This is a genomic window from Acidobacteriota bacterium (assembly GCA_004299485.1).
Lineage (GTDB): Bacteria > Acidobacteriota > Terriglobia > Terriglobales > SCQP01 > SCQP01.
The window spans coordinates 576,357-588,991 of record SCQP01000001.1; the positions used below are offsets into that span (position 1 = coordinate 576,357).

Annotated in this window: 25 protein-coding genes; all 25 read right to left on the minus strand. The window is 63.7% G+C overall.

Annotated elements, in window-relative coordinates; genetic code table 11:
* Positions 1-21 precede the first annotated feature (21 nt).
* Positions 22-780, minus strand: coding sequence for a type I methionyl aminopeptidase (gene map / locus EPN33_02690; GenBank protein TAN24689.1), 759 nt, complete (start codon positions 778-780; stop codon positions 22-24).
* Positions 777-1,565, minus strand: a complete 789-nt coding sequence (locus EPN33_02695; protein ID TAN24690.1) for a nucleoside monophosphate kinase — start codon at positions 1,563-1,565, stop codon at positions 777-779. The genes map and EPN33_02695 overlap by 4 nt, the downstream gene beginning before the upstream one ends.
* The gene (gene secY, locus EPN33_02700; GenBank protein TAN24691.1) at positions 1,562-2,974 is read right to left on the minus strand and encodes a preprotein translocase subunit SecY; all 1,413 of its coding nucleotides are present in this window, start codon (positions 2,972-2,974) and stop codon (positions 1,562-1,564) included. Before secY ends, EPN33_02695 begins: the two co-directional genes overlap by 4 nt.
* A gap of 24 nt (positions 2,975-2,998) precedes the next feature.
* Positions 2,999-3,439 carry a 50S ribosomal protein L15 gene (locus tag EPN33_02705; GenBank protein ID TAN24692.1) on the minus strand — a complete coding sequence of 147 codons (441 nt, stop codon included), beginning with the start codon at positions 3,437-3,439 and terminating at the stop codon, positions 2,999-3,001.
* Positions 3,436-3,645 carry a 50S ribosomal protein L30 gene (locus EPN33_02710; GenBank protein ID TAN24693.1) on the minus strand — a complete coding sequence of 70 codons (210 nt, stop codon included), beginning with the start codon at positions 3,643-3,645 and terminating at the stop codon, positions 3,436-3,438. The genes EPN33_02705 and EPN33_02710 overlap by 4 nt, the downstream gene beginning before the upstream one ends.
* Position 3,646: 1 nt before the next feature.
* Positions 3,647-4,156 (minus strand): 30S ribosomal protein S5, encoded by a 510-nt coding sequence (locus tag EPN33_02715; protein ID TAN24694.1) that lies wholly within the window; start codon positions 4,154-4,156, stop codon positions 3,647-3,649.
* Positions 4,157-4,169: 13 nt separating this feature from the next.
* Positions 4,170-4,526: a 50S ribosomal protein L18 gene (locus EPN33_02720; GenBank protein ID TAN24695.1), complete on the minus strand. Its 357-nt coding sequence runs from the start codon at positions 4,524-4,526 to the stop codon at positions 4,170-4,172.
* A 25-nt stretch (positions 4,527-4,551) separates the two neighbouring features.
* A complete protein-coding gene (locus EPN33_02725) occupies positions 4,552-5,091 on the minus strand; it encodes a 50S ribosomal protein L6 (GenBank protein ID TAN24696.1) in 540 nt (179 codons plus the stop codon).
* A gap of 2 nt (positions 5,092-5,093) precedes the next feature.
* Complete coding sequence (locus EPN33_02730) at positions 5,094-5,492, minus strand: 30S ribosomal protein S8 (GenBank protein ID TAN24697.1); 399 nt, start codon at positions 5,490-5,492, stop codon at positions 5,094-5,096.
* Between the two features lie 16 nt (positions 5,493-5,508).
* Positions 5,509-5,694, minus strand: coding sequence for a type Z 30S ribosomal protein S14 (locus EPN33_02735; GenBank protein TAN24698.1), 186 nt, complete (start codon positions 5,692-5,694; stop codon positions 5,509-5,511).
* An 8-nt stretch (positions 5,695-5,702) separates the two neighbouring features.
* Positions 5,703-6,248: a 50S ribosomal protein L5 gene (locus EPN33_02740; GenBank protein ID TAN24699.1), complete on the minus strand. Its 546-nt coding sequence runs from the start codon at positions 6,246-6,248 to the stop codon at positions 5,703-5,705.
* Between the two features lie 11 nt (positions 6,249-6,259).
* On the minus strand, positions 6,260-6,583 hold the full coding sequence (locus EPN33_02745) for a 50S ribosomal protein L24 (protein TAN24700.1): 324 nt from the start codon (positions 6,581-6,583) through the stop codon (positions 6,260-6,262).
* Between the two features lie 24 nt (positions 6,584-6,607).
* Positions 6,608-6,976 carry a 50S ribosomal protein L14 gene (locus tag EPN33_02750; GenBank protein TAN24701.1) on the minus strand — a complete coding sequence of 123 codons (369 nt, stop codon included), beginning with the start codon at positions 6,974-6,976 and terminating at the stop codon, positions 6,608-6,610.
* 35 nt (positions 6,977-7,011) lie between these two features.
* Positions 7,012-7,404 (minus strand): 30S ribosomal protein S17, encoded by a 393-nt coding sequence (gene rpsQ / locus EPN33_02755; GenBank protein TAN24702.1) that lies wholly within the window; start codon positions 7,402-7,404, stop codon positions 7,012-7,014.
* Positions 7,401-7,616, minus strand: a complete 216-nt coding sequence (locus tag EPN33_02760; GenBank protein ID TAN24739.1) for a 50S ribosomal protein L29 — start codon at positions 7,614-7,616, stop codon at positions 7,401-7,403. Before EPN33_02760 ends, rpsQ begins: the two co-directional genes overlap by 4 nt.
* An 11-nt stretch (positions 7,617-7,627) precedes the next feature.
* Positions 7,628-8,044, minus strand: coding sequence for a 50S ribosomal protein L16 (locus EPN33_02765; protein TAN24703.1), 417 nt, complete (start codon positions 8,042-8,044; stop codon positions 7,628-7,630).
* 37 nt (positions 8,045-8,081) lie between these two features.
* Entirely contained in the window at positions 8,082-8,741 is a 660-nt protein-coding gene (locus EPN33_02770; protein ID TAN24704.1) for a 30S ribosomal protein S3, read from the minus strand.
* On the minus strand, positions 8,742-9,317 hold the full coding sequence (locus tag EPN33_02775; GenBank protein TAN24705.1) for a 50S ribosomal protein L22: 576 nt from the start codon (positions 9,315-9,317) through the stop codon (positions 8,742-8,744). It abuts the gene before it with no gap.
* Between the two features lie 6 nt (positions 9,318-9,323).
* A complete protein-coding gene (locus EPN33_02780; protein ID TAN24706.1) occupies positions 9,324-9,623 on the minus strand; it encodes a 30S ribosomal protein S19 in 300 nt (99 codons plus the stop codon).
* A 3-nt stretch (positions 9,624-9,626) separates the two neighbouring features.
* A complete protein-coding gene (locus tag EPN33_02785) occupies positions 9,627-10,457 on the minus strand; it encodes a 50S ribosomal protein L2 (GenBank protein ID TAN24707.1) in 831 nt (276 codons plus the stop codon).
* A gap of 21 nt (positions 10,458-10,478) precedes the next feature.
* Positions 10,479-10,772, minus strand: coding sequence for a 50S ribosomal protein L23 (locus tag EPN33_02790; GenBank protein ID TAN24708.1), 294 nt, complete (start codon positions 10,770-10,772; stop codon positions 10,479-10,481).
* 13 nt (positions 10,773-10,785) lie between these two features.
* A complete protein-coding gene (locus tag EPN33_02795; protein ID TAN24709.1) occupies positions 10,786-11,448 on the minus strand; it encodes a 50S ribosomal protein L4 in 663 nt (220 codons plus the stop codon).
* 6 nt (positions 11,449-11,454) lie between these two features.
* The gene (locus EPN33_02800; GenBank protein ID TAN24710.1) at positions 11,455-12,159 is read right to left on the minus strand and encodes a 50S ribosomal protein L3; all 705 of its coding nucleotides are present in this window, start codon (positions 12,157-12,159) and stop codon (positions 11,455-11,457) included.
* Between the two features lie 15 nt (positions 12,160-12,174).
* Complete coding sequence (locus tag EPN33_02805) at positions 12,175-12,495, minus strand: 30S ribosomal protein S10 (protein ID TAN24711.1); 321 nt, start codon at positions 12,493-12,495, stop codon at positions 12,175-12,177.
* Between the two features lie 10 nt (positions 12,496-12,505).
* On the minus strand, positions 12,506-12,635 hold a 130-nt coding region (gene tuf / locus EPN33_02810; protein TAN24712.1), incomplete at its 5' end, for an elongation factor Tu.

The window sequence follows — 12,635 nt, forward strand, 5'->3', positions numbered from 1 at the left end:
CGAGCGCGCCTGTAAACGCTGCTAGGCCCCGGTTAAAACCCAGGGGCCGTTGTCGGTGACCGCTACCGTATGCTCGAAATGGGCCGAGGCCTCGCCGTCGGTGGTGACGGCGGTCCAGCCGTCGGCCAGCACTGCGACGCCGGGACCACCAAGATTGAACATGGGCTCGATGGCCAGCACCATACCGGGACGGAGCTTGGGGCCGGAGCCGGCCGAGCCAAAGTTTGGAACCTGCGGATCCTCGTGCAGGTGGGTGCCGATGCCGTGGCCGACGAACTCGCGCACGATGCCGAAGCCGGCAGCCTCGGCGTAGCTCTGCACGGCATGGGAAATATCGCCCAGATGATTGCCGGCGCGTGCCTGCGCAATACCGGCCTGCAGGGCTTCTTCGGTGACCTGCAGCAGCTTACGGCGGGACGCCGGCACCGCTTCCGCCTCACCCACGATCACCGTCACCGCATGATCGGCGTAGTAGCCGTCGACCACCACGCCGCAGTCGAGCGAAACGATATCGCCGGGTTGCAGCAGGCGCTTGCGGCTGGGAATGCCATGAATGACCTGTTCGTTGACGGAGACGCAGAGTACGCAGGGATAGCCGTGATAGCCGCGGAATGCGGAGGTAGCGCCCAGCTCGCGCATGGCGGCATCGGCCGCTTCTTCGAGCTGCCAGGTGCTGGCGCCGGGGCGCACGAGCGCCTGCACGCGGTGCAAGACCTCGTGCAGGACCTGGCCTGAACGGCGCATTTTTTCCAGCTCAGCCTGTGTGCGGCGTGCAATCACTCCGTCGTTTCCATTCCCATCGCGCCGCTGCAGCTCGATCCGTTGTCTACAGCGGCAAAAATCCGTTCACTGACACGATCCACCGCCTCGGCGCCGCTGATTTGCAGCAGACATCCGCGATGGCGGAAAAAATTCACCAGCGGCAGCGTTTGCTGCTCGTAGGCGCTGAGGCGCTCGCGAATGACGGCAGGATCGTCGTCCTTGCGCTGCACCAGCGGCGTCTGGTCGAGGTCGCACACGCCCGCTTGGCGGGGAGGCTGGGTAAAATCGTTGTAGATGCGCCCACACTTCGGGCAGCTCCTCCGTCCCAGCAACCGGCGGTACAGATCATTATAGCCGACGGTTAAATAAATCACAATCGGCTCACGCCGCCTCTGCAGGGGTTGCTCCACTGGCCTTCCGTCGGCTGGCCTCCCCGCCGCGGCTCCGTGCAGAAATGTTACGTACCATTCGGCCTGGGGCAGCGTACGGGGAAACCCGTCCAGAATGTAGCCGTGCGCACAGTCCGGGCGGTTTATACGCTCGCGGACCACCTCACATACCAGATCATCGGCAACCAGTTCGCCCGCGTCCATAGTTGTCCAGAGGCGTTTGCCGACCTCCGAACCGGAGGCGGCAATTTCACGAAACATGTCCCCCGTGGATAATTGCGGAATGTGATAGCGCGCCACCAGGCGTTTGGCCTGGGTTCCCTTGCCTGCCCCAGGCACACCCAGCAAAATTATGGGCGGCAGCCCGGCATCGCTGCCCGGAGGGCGGCGCACTGGTGTTGCCGTTGGCGTCATGCCCAGTAGGAGCGTCGGCCTCGGATGCGCGACGAACGCGCGGTAAAGCCCTCATAGTGGCGCATGATGAGCTGCGCCTCGACCTGCTGCACTGTATCCATGGCAACGCCAACAATGATCAACAGCGATACACCACCGAAGTAGAAGTTGACGTTCAGACCGTTCAAGAACCAGGGCGGCGCGTTGGCAAACCAGGTTCCCAGGAATCCGGGCAGGTGGTTGAACTTGGTTCCGGTGATCATGAACTGCGGCACCAGCGAAACCAGCACCAGGTAGACGGCGCCCACAAAGGTGATGCGCGTAAGGATGGTGTTGATGTATTCGGAGGTGTGACGGCCGGGACGGATGCCGGGAATGAAGCCGCCGTACTTGCGCATATTGTCGGCCACTTCCACCGGGTTAAAGATGATGGAGACGTAGAAGTAGGCGAAGAAGATGATGGCGACGACGTAGATGAGCGTATACAGCGGCTCCCCGAAGCCAAGAGCCGTAAGCATGGGGCCGAAGACCTTGCTGTTCTTGATCGAGGGCAGCATGACCGCGGTCGAGGGGAAGGTCAGAATAGAGGCGGCGAAGATGACCGGCATGACGCCGCCGCTGTTGACCCGGATGGGCAGGTGAGTGGACTGGCCGCCCATGAGCTTGCGGCCGACCACGCGCTTGGCGTATTGCACTGGAATGCGGCGCTCACTGCGCTCTACCCAGACGATGAAGGCCACCACGGCGAGCATGAAGGCCAGCAGGATGAGCATGCCGGGGACGGTGAACGGCCCCCAGACGTTGGTTTGTACTTTAGTCCACAAATCGCCGATGGCGGAGGGCAAGCCAACAATAATGCCTGCAAAGATCAGGAGCGACATGCCGTTGCCGACGCCGCGATCGGTAATCTGCTCGCCCAGCCACATGACGAAGATGGAGCCGGTGGTCAGCGTGAGCACCGTCATGGCCACAAAGCCGAGACCGGGGCTGATGACAAAGCCGGCGCCGTTGAAAGTATTCTTCTGCAGCGTATAGGCGATGCCGAGACTCTGGAAGATGGACAGGATCAGCGTCAGCCAGCGGGTGTACTGGGTGATCTTGCGGCGGCCGAGCTCGCCCTCTTTCTGGAGCTTTTCCAGGTAGGGCCAGACCACCGTCATCAGCTCGAGGATGATGGCGGCGGTGATGTAGGGCATGATGCCCAGGGCGAACACCGTCATCTGGCTGAAGTTGCCGCCGCTGAACATGTTGATGTAGCCCAGCAGTGTACCGGCGTTCTGTTTGAAGAACTGCTCCAGAAGGGCCGTGTTGATGCCCGGGGTGGGGATGTGCGAGCCGATGCGGAAGACGAACAGGATGAAGAACGTAAACAACACGCGCTTCCGCAAGTCGGCGATCTTAAAGATATTGGTTATGGAATCAAACTTCATCGGCTGACCGTTTGCCCGCGGCCGCTAGGCTTGGACGTGCGCTTTGCCTCCGGCAGCTTCGATCTTGGCTTTCGCCGAGGCGGTGAAGGCGTGGGCGGTAACCTGTACCGGCGCCGTGAGCTCGCCCCGTCCTAAAATTTTAACTCCATCGTAGACGTGATGGATGAGGCCGCGGTCGAGCAGCAGTTTGGGGGAAACTTCGGCCACGCCCAGCCCCGCGAGCTGATCGAGATTGACAATGGCCCAGCGCTTACGGAACAGATTGTGGAAACCGCGCTTGGGCAGGCGGCGATGGATGGGCATCTGCCCGCCCTCAAAGCCGCGCAGCAGGCGGTGGCCGGAGCGCGATCGCTGTCCCTTGTGTCCGCGGGTCGAGGTCTTGCCGTGGCCGGAGCCCATACCGCGACCAACGCGCTTGCGCGGATGGGTCGCGCCTTCGGGTTTGTGAATCTGACTGAGGTTCATCGTGACGGTTCCTTCCCGGCGGATGGCAGAATGCGGAGCAGATGCGGCGCTTTGGCGACCATACCACGAAACCCGGGCGTGTCGGGGCGTTCGACCACCTGCTGGAGCTTGGTCAGACCGAGGCCGCGCACAATCTCCTTCTGCCGCCAGGAGCGGCCGATGGCGCTGCGGTAGTACTGGATGCGGATGGTGGCTGGCGCAGGCATATCAGATTTCCTCGACCGCCTTGCCGCGCAGCGCGGCGACGTGCTGCTTGTCGCGCAATTGCTGCAGAGCGGCGAAGGTGGCCTTGATGACGTTGTGGGGATTGGTGGTGCCGATGCTCTTGGTCAGCACATTGGGGATTCCGGCCGCCTCCATGACGGCGCGGACGGCGCCACCGGCAATGACGCCGGTTCCAGCCGGGGCTGGCTTGAGCAGCACGCGGCCGCTGCCATAGCGGCCCAGCACGGCATGGGGAATGGTGACGTCCAGCTTGTGGATTTGCACCAGGTTTTTCTTGGCCGACTCGATGCCTTTGCGGATGGCGCTGGGAACCTCTTTGCTTTTGCCGCTGCCGTAGCCCACGACGCCGGCCCCCGGATCCCCGACCACGACGAGAGCGGCGAAGGAGAGATTCTTGCCGCCTTTGACGACCTTGGTCACGCGGTTGATCGAAACGACTTGATCTTTGAGTTGGTACTGGTCGGGGTTGAGCCTGGTTTTGATGGCGGGCATCGAGTAGTTCCTTTTAGAATTTGAGGCCGGCGGCGCGCGCCGCCTCGGCCAGCGCCTGGACGCGGCCGTGATAGGGGTAGCCACCGCGATCGAAGACCACGGTGGAGATGCCGCCGGCGAGAGCGCGCTCGGCGACGGCGCGGCCCACGGCCTCGGCGGCAGCCCGATTGCCGCCCGACTTCAGATCGAGCGTACGGCTGGAGGCGGAGGCCAGGGTGGCGCCTTGATCGTCATCGATGACCTGGGCATAGATGTGGTGCAGTGAGCGGAAGACGCTCAGCCGGGGCCGCTGCGCGCTGCCCGCCAGATGGCGGCGGGCGCGGCGCTGGCGGATGCGGCGGTGCTCATTTTTCGCGCTGGGCTGAATCATGGTGACTGTGCTCCTCGCCGGGCCTCTACTTGGCTCCGGTCTTGCCTTCCTTCTTCTTGAGCCGCTCGCCGGTATAGCGCACGCCCTTGTTCTTGTAGGGGTCGGGCGGGCGCAGGGCGCGCAGATCGGCGGCCACCTGGCCGACCTGCTGGCGGTCGGCCCCGGAAATGGTGATATGGGTCTGCTTGGCATCGACGGCCACGGCCACCGTGGGTGGAACGGGGTACTCGATCTGATGGCTGAAGCCGAGGCTGAGCACCAGGATGCTTTTGCCCTTCATCTCGGCGCGGTAGCCGACGCCAACAATGTCGAGCTCTTTCTGAAATCCCTGACTGACACCAAATACCGCGTTGGCCACCAGCGAGCGCGCCAGGCCGTGTACGGCGGCGTACTGCTCGCCGGCGCGTTCGGCCACGAGCTCGGATTTGTCCTGGAGCAGACGGATGCCTTCCGGCAGCGTCACGGTCATAACGCCGCGCGGGCCTTTGGTCTGGATGCGCCCGGGTTCAAGCGTCACCTGCACATTCGCCGGCACAGTTATCGGTTTTTTACCCACACGTGACATGGTTACCAGACCTCACAGAGCAGCTCGCCGCCGACACGCTGCTTGCGCGCCTCGCGGCCGGTCATGACCCCGCGCGGGGTCGAAAGGATACTAATGCCCATGCCACCCAACACGGGCCGGATCTGGTGCGTACCCACGTAGACGCGGCAGCCGGGCTGCGAGATGCGGCGCAGGTTGCTGATCACCGGCTGATCGTTGGGGCCGTACTTCAGCTCGACCTGAATGCGGGGATGACCCTTATCGTCCTGCAGCTTGAACTCGCCGACGTACCCCTCGCTTTGCAGGATGCGCACAATCTCGAGCTTGAGCTTCGAGCTGGGCAGATTCAGGTTGGCGTGATGGGCATGCACGGCGTTCCGGATGCGGGTCAGCAAATCGGCGACGGGATCAGTCAAACTCATGCGAAGTACCTCACAATTACCAGCTAGCCTTGGTCACGCCGGCGACCTCGCCGCGCAGCGCGCGGGAACGGAAGCAGAGCCGGCAGAGCCCGAATTTGCGCAGATAGGCGCGGGGACGGCCGCACAACTGGCAGCGGTGGCGCAGGCGGATGGCGTATTTGGGTTTCTTGCGATTCTTAGCGACGCGGGCAGCAGTGGCCATCGGAACTCCTAGTTGGCGCGGAAGGGCATGCCTAATTGCCGCAACAGCGAGCGCGCCTGCTCATCGTTGCGGGCGGTGGTGACCACGGTGACGTTCATGCCTTTGGGCAGGTCCACCTTGGCGTAGTCAATTTCGGGGAAGATAGTCTGATCGAGCAAGCCGAGGGTGTAGTTGCCGCGGCCGTCAAAGCTCTTGGGCGACACCCCGCGAAAATCGCGCACGCGCGGCAGCACAATATTCATCAGGCGGTCGAGGAACTCGTACATGCGGACGCCGCGCAAGGTGACGGCACAGCCCACCGCCATGCCTTCGCGCAGTTTGAAGGCGGCAATGCTTTTCTTGGCGCGCGTCACCACCGGCTTCTGGCCGCAGATGGCGCCCATTTCCGCCACCGCGGTGTCCATCAGCTTGGCGTTCTGCGTCGCCTGGCCGACGCCCATATTCACCACCACCTTGTGGAGCTTGGGCACGGCCATGCGGTTGGTCAGGCCAAACTCGTGCATGAGCGCGGGGGCGATTTCCTTTTCGTAACGTTCTTGCAGCCGGGCAGGCATGAGGGATTCTCCTATTTATCGAAAACGCGGCCGCACTTTTTGCAGGCACGCTGGCGGCCGGCGCGGCCCTCGGCCGCGGCGGGCAGACGCTTCATCTTGACCGGGCCGCACTCCGGGCAGACGAACATGACGCTGGAGACGGCAATCGGCGATTCATGTTCGGCGATGCCGCCCTTGATCTGGTGATCCGGATTGGGACGGGTATGGCGCTTGATCATCATCACGCGTTCGACCAGAACGCGGTTCTCGTCGGGATAGACGCGCAGGACCTTGCCCTGCTTGCCTTTATCGCGTCCGGCGATGACTTTCACGAGATCGTCTTTGCGGATGTTCATGAGTGCAACACCTCAGGGTCCTTTCTATAGCACCTCCGGTGCTAGCGACACAATCTTGAGGAACTTCTTCTCCCGCAATTCGCGGGCGATGGGACCGAATACGCGCGTGCCCACCGGCTCGCCGGTCTCATTGATGAGCACCCCGGCGTTTTGATCAAAGCGGATGTAGGTGCCGTCGCGGCGGCGAGTTTCCTTGCGGGTGCGCACGATCACGACACGGACCACCGTACCCTTCTTGGCCTGGCCGTCCGGAGCCGCCTCCTTGACCGCCGCCGTGACCACGTCGCCCAAACCGGCGTGCAGCCCGCTGGATCCGCCCCGCGGCAGGATGACCTGCAGCTTGCGCGCGCCGCTGTTGTCGGCGACGGCGAGAATGGTACGCATTTGGACCATAGAAAGAGCTCCTTGCAGCTATTAGCGCTTGGCTATTAGCTATTCGGTTGGGCCTCCGTAGCTGTGTCAGCGGCCGGCTTGGATTTGCGGCGCTTGGTATCCCGCTCGATTTCACCGGCGCCGACCGCGCGGGTGACCTCTTCCGCGGTGGGCGCGACGGTGGCGTGGCGCACAATTTCCACCAGACGCCAGCGCTTGAGCTTGCTCAGGGGACGGGTTTCCTGAATGCGCACCACGTCGCCCAGATGACACTCGCCCTTTTCGTCGTGGGCGTAAAAGCGGTGATGCCGCTTGATGCCGCGCCGATAGAGGGCGTGGGCGCTCTGCAGCACCACTTCGACCACCACGGTCTTGGCCATTTTGGTGGACACCACGGCGCCAACCTTTTCGTTGCGCCGGGCGGCCCGGAGATTTTCTGGCGCCGTCATTGTTTGTCTCCCTGCGCGACCGCAGCTTCCGCGCGGGCGCGTTCGCCGATGAGACCCTTGACGCGCGCGATGTCACGCCGCATCTGGCGCAGCTTCTTGATGCTTTCGGATTGGCCGGTAGACATCTGGAAGCGCAGCCGGAAGAGCTGATCGCGCAGGTCGGCCTCTTTGGCATCGAGTTCCTGCGAACCCATCTGCCGCAGCCGATCCATCGGGTTGTTCTTCATTCCTCACCTCCGCGCCGCACGAAGCGGGTGGCCAGCGCGAGCTTGTGCGAGGCCAGCCGCATGGCTTCCTGCGCCTGCGCTACCGGCACGCCTTCCATCTCAAACAGAATGCGGCCGGGCTTAACTACCGCGACCCAGTGATCCGGAGCTCCCTTGCCCTTGCCCATACGGGTTTCGGCGGGCTTCTTGGTCACCGGCTTATCTGGGAACACGCGCACCCACACTTTGCCGCCGCGCTTGACAAAGCGGGTCATGGCCACGCGGCTGGCCTCGATCTGGCGATCGGTCACCCAGCCCGGCTCCATCGCCTTCAGGCCGAAATCGCCGAACGACAGGGATCCGCCGGTCCAGGCCTTGCCACACATGCGTCCGCGGTGCTGCTTGCGGAACTTCACTTTCTTCGGCATCAACATAATGGTTTTTCAGTTCGTCAGTATGTCAGTTTGTCAGTTAAAACGAGGCTCCGGAGGAAACGCGGCGCTTCTGGGGCAGGATTTCTCCCTTATAGGTCCAGGCCTTGACGCCGATGACGCCGTAGGTGGTGTGCGCCTCGGCGGTGCCGTAGTCAATGTCGGCGCGCATGGTGTGCAGCGGCAACCGGCCCTGCAGATACCACTCCGAGCGGGCGATCTCGGCGCCGTTGAGCCGGCCGGAGACGCGCACCTTGATGCCTTTGCAGCCAAAGCGGACGGCGCTATCGACCGCCTTGCGCATGGCGCGGCGGAAGGCGACGCGTTTTTCGAGCTGCAAAGCAATCGACTCGGCCACCAATTGCGCGTCAAGCTCTGGTTTGTGGACTTCCTGGATGTCGATGAAGACTTCGCGGCTGGTCTCCTTCTGGAGTTCCGCCTTGAGTTTTTCAATTTCGCTGCCCTTGCGGCCGATGATGATGCCGGGACGCGAGGTATGAATGATGACGCGCAGCTTGTTGCCGGGGCGGGTGATCTCGATCGAGCTGACTCCGGCGGCACGCAGGCGCTTCTTCAAGCGGTCCCGCAGGCGCACATCCTCGAGCAACAGCTTGGCGTAGTCGCGGGTGGCAAACCACTGTGATTTCCAGGGCTTGACGAAGCCGAGGCGGAATCCGTATGGATGTACTTTTTGTCCCATTTACTTGCCGCCTTTCGGCTTGCTGGTGGAGGTGGTCTTTTTGGCGGCCGGCTTTTTGGCGGCCGGTTTCTTGGCGGCCGGTTTCTGAGCCGCCGGCTTTTTCGCCACCGGCTTCTTTTTTGCTGCCGGACGACGCGGAGCAGGCTTTTTGGCGGCCGGTTGCGCGGTCGCGGCGGGGGCGCCAGTCGCTGCTCCTGCCGCAGGCGCGGCCTCGACGCGGCGCGCCGGCGATGCCGCCGAGCCACGCTCGCCGACAAAGATGGAAATGTGCGCGCTGCGGCGCTGATAGCGATAGGCGCGGCCCATGGGAGCGGGGCGGATGCGCTTCTGGCGCGGCCCTTCGTCCACAAAGGCGCGGGTAACATAGAGAGCGTCCACATCCATTTCGCCCTTGTCGGTCGCATTGGCGATGGCCGACTGCAGCAGCTTGGCGACGTCGAGGGCGATCTGCTTGCGCGTGAAGCGCAGGCGGTGCAACGCCTCTTCGGCCCGCAGACCACGGATGAGATCGACGACCAGACGCGCCTTCTGCGGTGAGACGCGGACGTGACGGAGGATGGCTTTGGCTTCAGGCATAGCGGGTTAACGTGCCGGGGCGGAGGTTTTCTCCGGAGTGGCGGCTACTTTTACCGAGTGACCCTTGAAGGTTCGGGTCGGGGAAAACTCTCCCAGCTTGTGCCCCACCATGTTTTCGGTGAGGTAGACGGGAATGAACTTCTTGCCGTTGTGGACCGCAATGGTATGGCCCACAAACTCGGGCAGCACGGTCGAACGGCGTGACCAGGTCTTGTAAACCTTCTTTTCGTTGCGGCGGTTGAGTTCGGCGATGCGCTTTTCCAGGTGCGCATCGACGAAGGGGCCTTTTTTGACCGAACGGGCCATAGACTACTTCCTCTTCTGCCGCCGGTTGACGATCCAGCGGTCGGTACGTTTGTTGTTGCGGGTCTTGAAGCCGCGCGTGGGCTGGCCCCAGGGGGTGACGGGGTGACGGCCACCACTGGTCTTGCCTTCGCCGCCGCCATGCGGATGGTCGACCGGGTTCATGGTGACACCGCGATTCACAGGCCGGCGGCCGAGCCAGCGTGAGCGGCCGGCCTTGCCAAGGGTGCGGCCTTCGTGCTCGACGTTGCCCAGCGAGCCAATGGTGGCCATGCAATCGGCAAGCACGCGGCGGGTCTCGCCGCTGGGCAGCTTGAGCAGAGCGTAGGTGCCCTCTTTGGAAATCAACTGGGCGCTGCCGCCGGCGGCGCGCACCATCTGCCCGCCCTTGCCGGGCCGGAGCTCCACGTTGTGGACGGCAGTGCCCGGCGGGATATTGCGCAGCGGCAGCGCGTTGCCCAGCAGAATGTCGGCATCCGGACCGCTGGAGACATGCATGCCCACCTTGAGCCCGGCGGGCTGCAGGATGTAACGGCGCTCGCCATCCCGGTACTTGAGCAGCGCGATGTGGGCGCTGCGGTTGGGATCGTACTCGACCGACTCCACCTCGGCCGGCACGCCGGCCTTGTCGCGCTTGAAGTCGATGGCACGGTACATGCGCTTGTGGCCACCGCCACGATGCCAAATGGTGAGGTCGCCGGAGCTGCGGCGGCCGCCGCTGCGGCGCAGAGGCTCGAGCAGCGGCTTGTGCGGCGTGGCGCGCGAGATCTCCTCGCTCACCACCACGGACTGGTAGCGGCGCGTCGGAGTGCTGGGCCGGTAGGTTTTAATGGGCATGGCGGATTCCTACAAATTCGATCAAACGTTCTCCACGTACTCGGGCATTTTTTCGCCCTGCCGCAGGGTGACATAGGCCTTGGTCCAATCCGGACGGCGTCCCACGATGCGCCCGCGGCGGCGCTCCTTGCCGTGCAGTTGCGCGGTGCGCACCGAGGCCACCTTGACTTTGAAGACCGCCTGCACGGCCTCGCGAATCTCGACTTTGCTGGCGCCGGGATCCACTTCAAACACCAGCGTGCGCAGCTTCTCCTTCATGCCGAGGCCCTTCTCGGTGATGATGGGGCGCTTGATGACTTCGAATCGGGTTCGCATAGGGTCTCTCGGTCTATCGGTCTGTCGGTCGATCGGTCTGCGCCTTGCGACGGGGGCGGGCAGCCGTCTGGAGTTTTTCAATTGCGGGTTTGGTAAGCACCACCTGCTGGTAGCGCAGGAGGTGCCAGGGATGAATGTCACGCGCGGCCTGCAGTTCGACTTCGGCCAGATTGCGGGCACTGCGCTCCAGGGCGGCGTCGGGAGCGACATCGATCAGCAACGCCGAGTTGCTGGCTTCGAGGCGGTCGAGGGCGGCGCGGAGCAGTTTGGTTTTGGCTTCCGGAAGCGCGAAACTGTCGACCACCGTCAGCTCGGCATCGCGCAACTTGGCGGCCAGAGCCGACCGCAGGGCGCCCGCCAGCTTTTTGCGGGGCATGTCCCAAGCGTAGCTACGGGGCTGCGGGCCGTGAACCGTACCACCATGGCGCCAGAGGGGGGTCCGGATGGAGCCGACGCGGGCGCGGCCAGTGCCCTTTTGCTTCCAGAGCTTCTTGCCGCTGCCGCTGACTTCCGCGCGCCCCTTGGTCTTGTGGGTTCCGCGCCGCTGGGCGGCGCCGTAATGGCGCACGGCCTCCCAGAGCAGCTCCTCGTTGACCGGAGCCGCGAACACGTCCTCGGCGAGCTCCAGCGTGCCGACCTTCTCGTTATTGAGATTTTTGACGTCAATGGACGGCATAACGTTCTACTTTCTCTTGGAAACCTTGAGCGGGTTGACGTTGGCGATGCCGGCGAAGCCACGGCGCTCGCGCGGGGGCTGCACCGCGCGCCGCAAAACCAGATAGCCGCCGTTGGGCCCGGGAATGGCGCCGCGCACGGCCAGCACATTGTCGTCGCTGTCCACCGCGACTACTTGCAGGTTGCGCACGGTGACGCGCGCATGCCCCATGTGGCCCGCCGCGCGCATGCCTTTGAGCACACGCGACGGAAACGCGCTGGCGCCAATCGAGCCCGGTGCGCGATGGAACATGGAGCCGTGGCTGGCCGCACCGCCACCAAAATGATGACGTTTGATGAAGCCGGCAAAGCCGCGGCCCTTGCTGACGCCCACGACATCCAGATAATCGCTCTGCTTGAACATTTCCGCCAGCACCTGGTCGCCGACCTTGGCGCCGTCCTCGCCCTCGCCGGAAACCGGCACTTCGCGCAGGAAGCGGCAGGGCGGAAGATTGTGGGCCTCGAAGCGCTGCAGCTCCGCCTTGCTGAGGCGCGAGGGACGGGTGAACTCGATCAGGCCCAACTGCACGGCCTCGTACCCGTCGCGGGCAGCGGTCTTGCGCTGCACCACCACACACGGACCCGCCTGGATGAGCGTGACCGGCACACGCTCGCCGGCGGCGGTGTAGGTCTCACTCATTCCGATTTTCTTGCCTAAGATTCCGTTCACCATGACGAGTCTCTCTACTTACTTCGCTCCAAAGGCCTTGATTTCAACGTCCACGCCCGCCGGCAGGTCGAGCTTCATCAGCGCGTCCATGGTCTGCTGCGTCGGTTCGAGCAGATCGAGCAGCCGCTTATGAGTGCGCATTTCGAACTGCTCGCGGCTCTTCTTGTCTACGTGCGGGGAACGCAGCACAGTGTAGCGGTTGATCACCGTCGGCAGCGGAATCGGACCGGCGATTTCGGCGCCGGTGCGCCGGGCGGTATCCACGATCTCGTGCGTGGAGGTGTCCAGCACGCGGTAATCGTAGGCTTTGAGGCGGATGCGGATGCGTTCGCGGACCATAGTGTTCCCCTTACTGCACAATCTCGGTAATCGTTCCGGCGCCGACGGTGCGGCCGCCTTCGCGGATGGCGAAGCGCAGGCCCTTCTCCATGGCCACCGGGGTGATCAGCTCCACCACCAGCGCCACGTTGTCGCCCGGC

What these genes read in the sequence shown, in the direction of transcription:
- EPN33_02730 (TAN24697.1), bottom strand. Translation starts at nt 5,492, where the DNA reads ATGAGTTTGACTGATCCCGTCGCCGATTTGCTGACCCGCATCCGGAAC.
- rpsQ (TAN24702.1), bottom strand. Translation starts at nt 7,404, where the DNA reads ATGACGGCGCCAGAAAATCTCCGGGCCGCCCGGCGCAACGAAAAGGTT.
- EPN33_02735 (TAN24698.1), bottom strand. Translation starts at nt 5,694, where the DNA reads ATGGCCACTGCTGCCCGCGTCGCTAAGAATCGCAAGAAACCCAAATAC.
- EPN33_02805 (TAN24711.1), bottom strand. Translation starts at nt 12,495, where the DNA reads ATGGTCCGCGAACGCATCCGCATCCGCCTCAAAGCCTACGATTACCGC.
- EPN33_02750 (TAN24701.1), bottom strand. Translation starts at nt 6,976, where the DNA reads ATGGTCCAAATGCGTACCATTCTCGCCGTCGCCGACAACAGCGGCGCG.
- EPN33_02705 (TAN24692.1), bottom strand. Translation starts at nt 3,439, where the DNA reads ATGAACCTCAGTCAGATTCACAAACCCGAAGGCGCGACCCATCCGCGC.
- EPN33_02775 (TAN24705.1), bottom strand. Translation starts at nt 9,317, where the DNA reads ATGCCTGAAGCCAAAGCCATCCTCCGTCACGTCCGCGTCTCACCGCAG.
- EPN33_02795 (TAN24709.1), bottom strand. Translation starts at nt 11,448, where the DNA reads ATGCCGTCCATTGACGTCAAAAATCTCAATAACGAGAAGGTCGGCACG.
- EPN33_02760 (TAN24739.1), bottom strand. Translation starts at nt 7,616, where the DNA reads ATGGATCGGCTGCGGCAGATGGGTTCGCAGGAACTCGATGCCAAAGAG.
- EPN33_02765 (TAN24703.1), bottom strand. Translation starts at nt 8,044, where the DNA reads ATGTTGATGCCGAAGAAAGTGAAGTTCCGCAAGCAGCACCGCGGACGC.
- EPN33_02695 (TAN24690.1), bottom strand. Translation starts at nt 1,565, where the DNA reads ATGACGCCAACGGCAACACCAGTGCGCCGCCCTCCGGGCAGCGATGCC.
- EPN33_02715 (TAN24694.1), bottom strand. Translation starts at nt 4,156, where the DNA reads ATGCCCGCCATCAAAACCAGGCTCAACCCCGACCAGTACCAACTCAAA.
- EPN33_02785 (TAN24707.1), bottom strand. Translation starts at nt 10,457, where the DNA reads ATGCCCATTAAAACCTACCGGCCCAGCACTCCGACGCGCCGCTACCAG.
- EPN33_02770 (TAN24704.1), bottom strand. Translation starts at nt 8,741, where the DNA reads ATGGGACAAAAAGTACATCCATACGGATTCCGCCTCGGCTTCGTCAAG.
- EPN33_02800 (TAN24710.1), bottom strand. Translation starts at nt 12,159, where the DNA reads ATGGTGAACGGAATCTTAGGCAAGAAAATCGGAATGAGTGAGACCTAC.
- EPN33_02710 (TAN24693.1), bottom strand. Translation starts at nt 3,645, where the DNA reads ATGCCTGCGCCAGCCACCATCCGCATCCAGTACTACCGCAGCGCCATC.
- EPN33_02725 (TAN24696.1), bottom strand. Translation starts at nt 5,091, where the DNA reads ATGTCACGTGTGGGTAAAAAACCGATAACTGTGCCGGCGAATGTGCAG.
- EPN33_02720 (TAN24695.1), bottom strand. Translation starts at nt 4,526, where the DNA reads ATGATTCAGCCCAGCGCGAAAAATGAGCACCGCCGCATCCGCCAGCGC.
- EPN33_02745 (TAN24700.1), bottom strand. Translation starts at nt 6,583, where the DNA reads ATGAACATCCGCAAAGACGATCTCGTGAAAGTCATCGCCGGACGCGAT.
- secY (TAN24691.1), bottom strand. Translation starts at nt 2,974, where the DNA reads ATGAAGTTTGATTCCATAACCAATATCTTTAAGATCGCCGACTTGCGG.
- EPN33_02780 (TAN24706.1), bottom strand. Translation starts at nt 9,623, where the DNA reads ATGGCCCGTTCGGTCAAAAAAGGCCCCTTCGTCGATGCGCACCTGGAA.
- EPN33_02740 (TAN24699.1), bottom strand. Translation starts at nt 6,248, where the DNA reads ATGCCTGCCCGGCTGCAAGAACGTTACGAAAAGGAAATCGCCCCCGCG.
- EPN33_02790 (TAN24708.1), bottom strand. Translation starts at nt 10,772, where the DNA reads ATGCGAACCCGATTCGAAGTCATCAAGCGCCCCATCATCACCGAGAAG.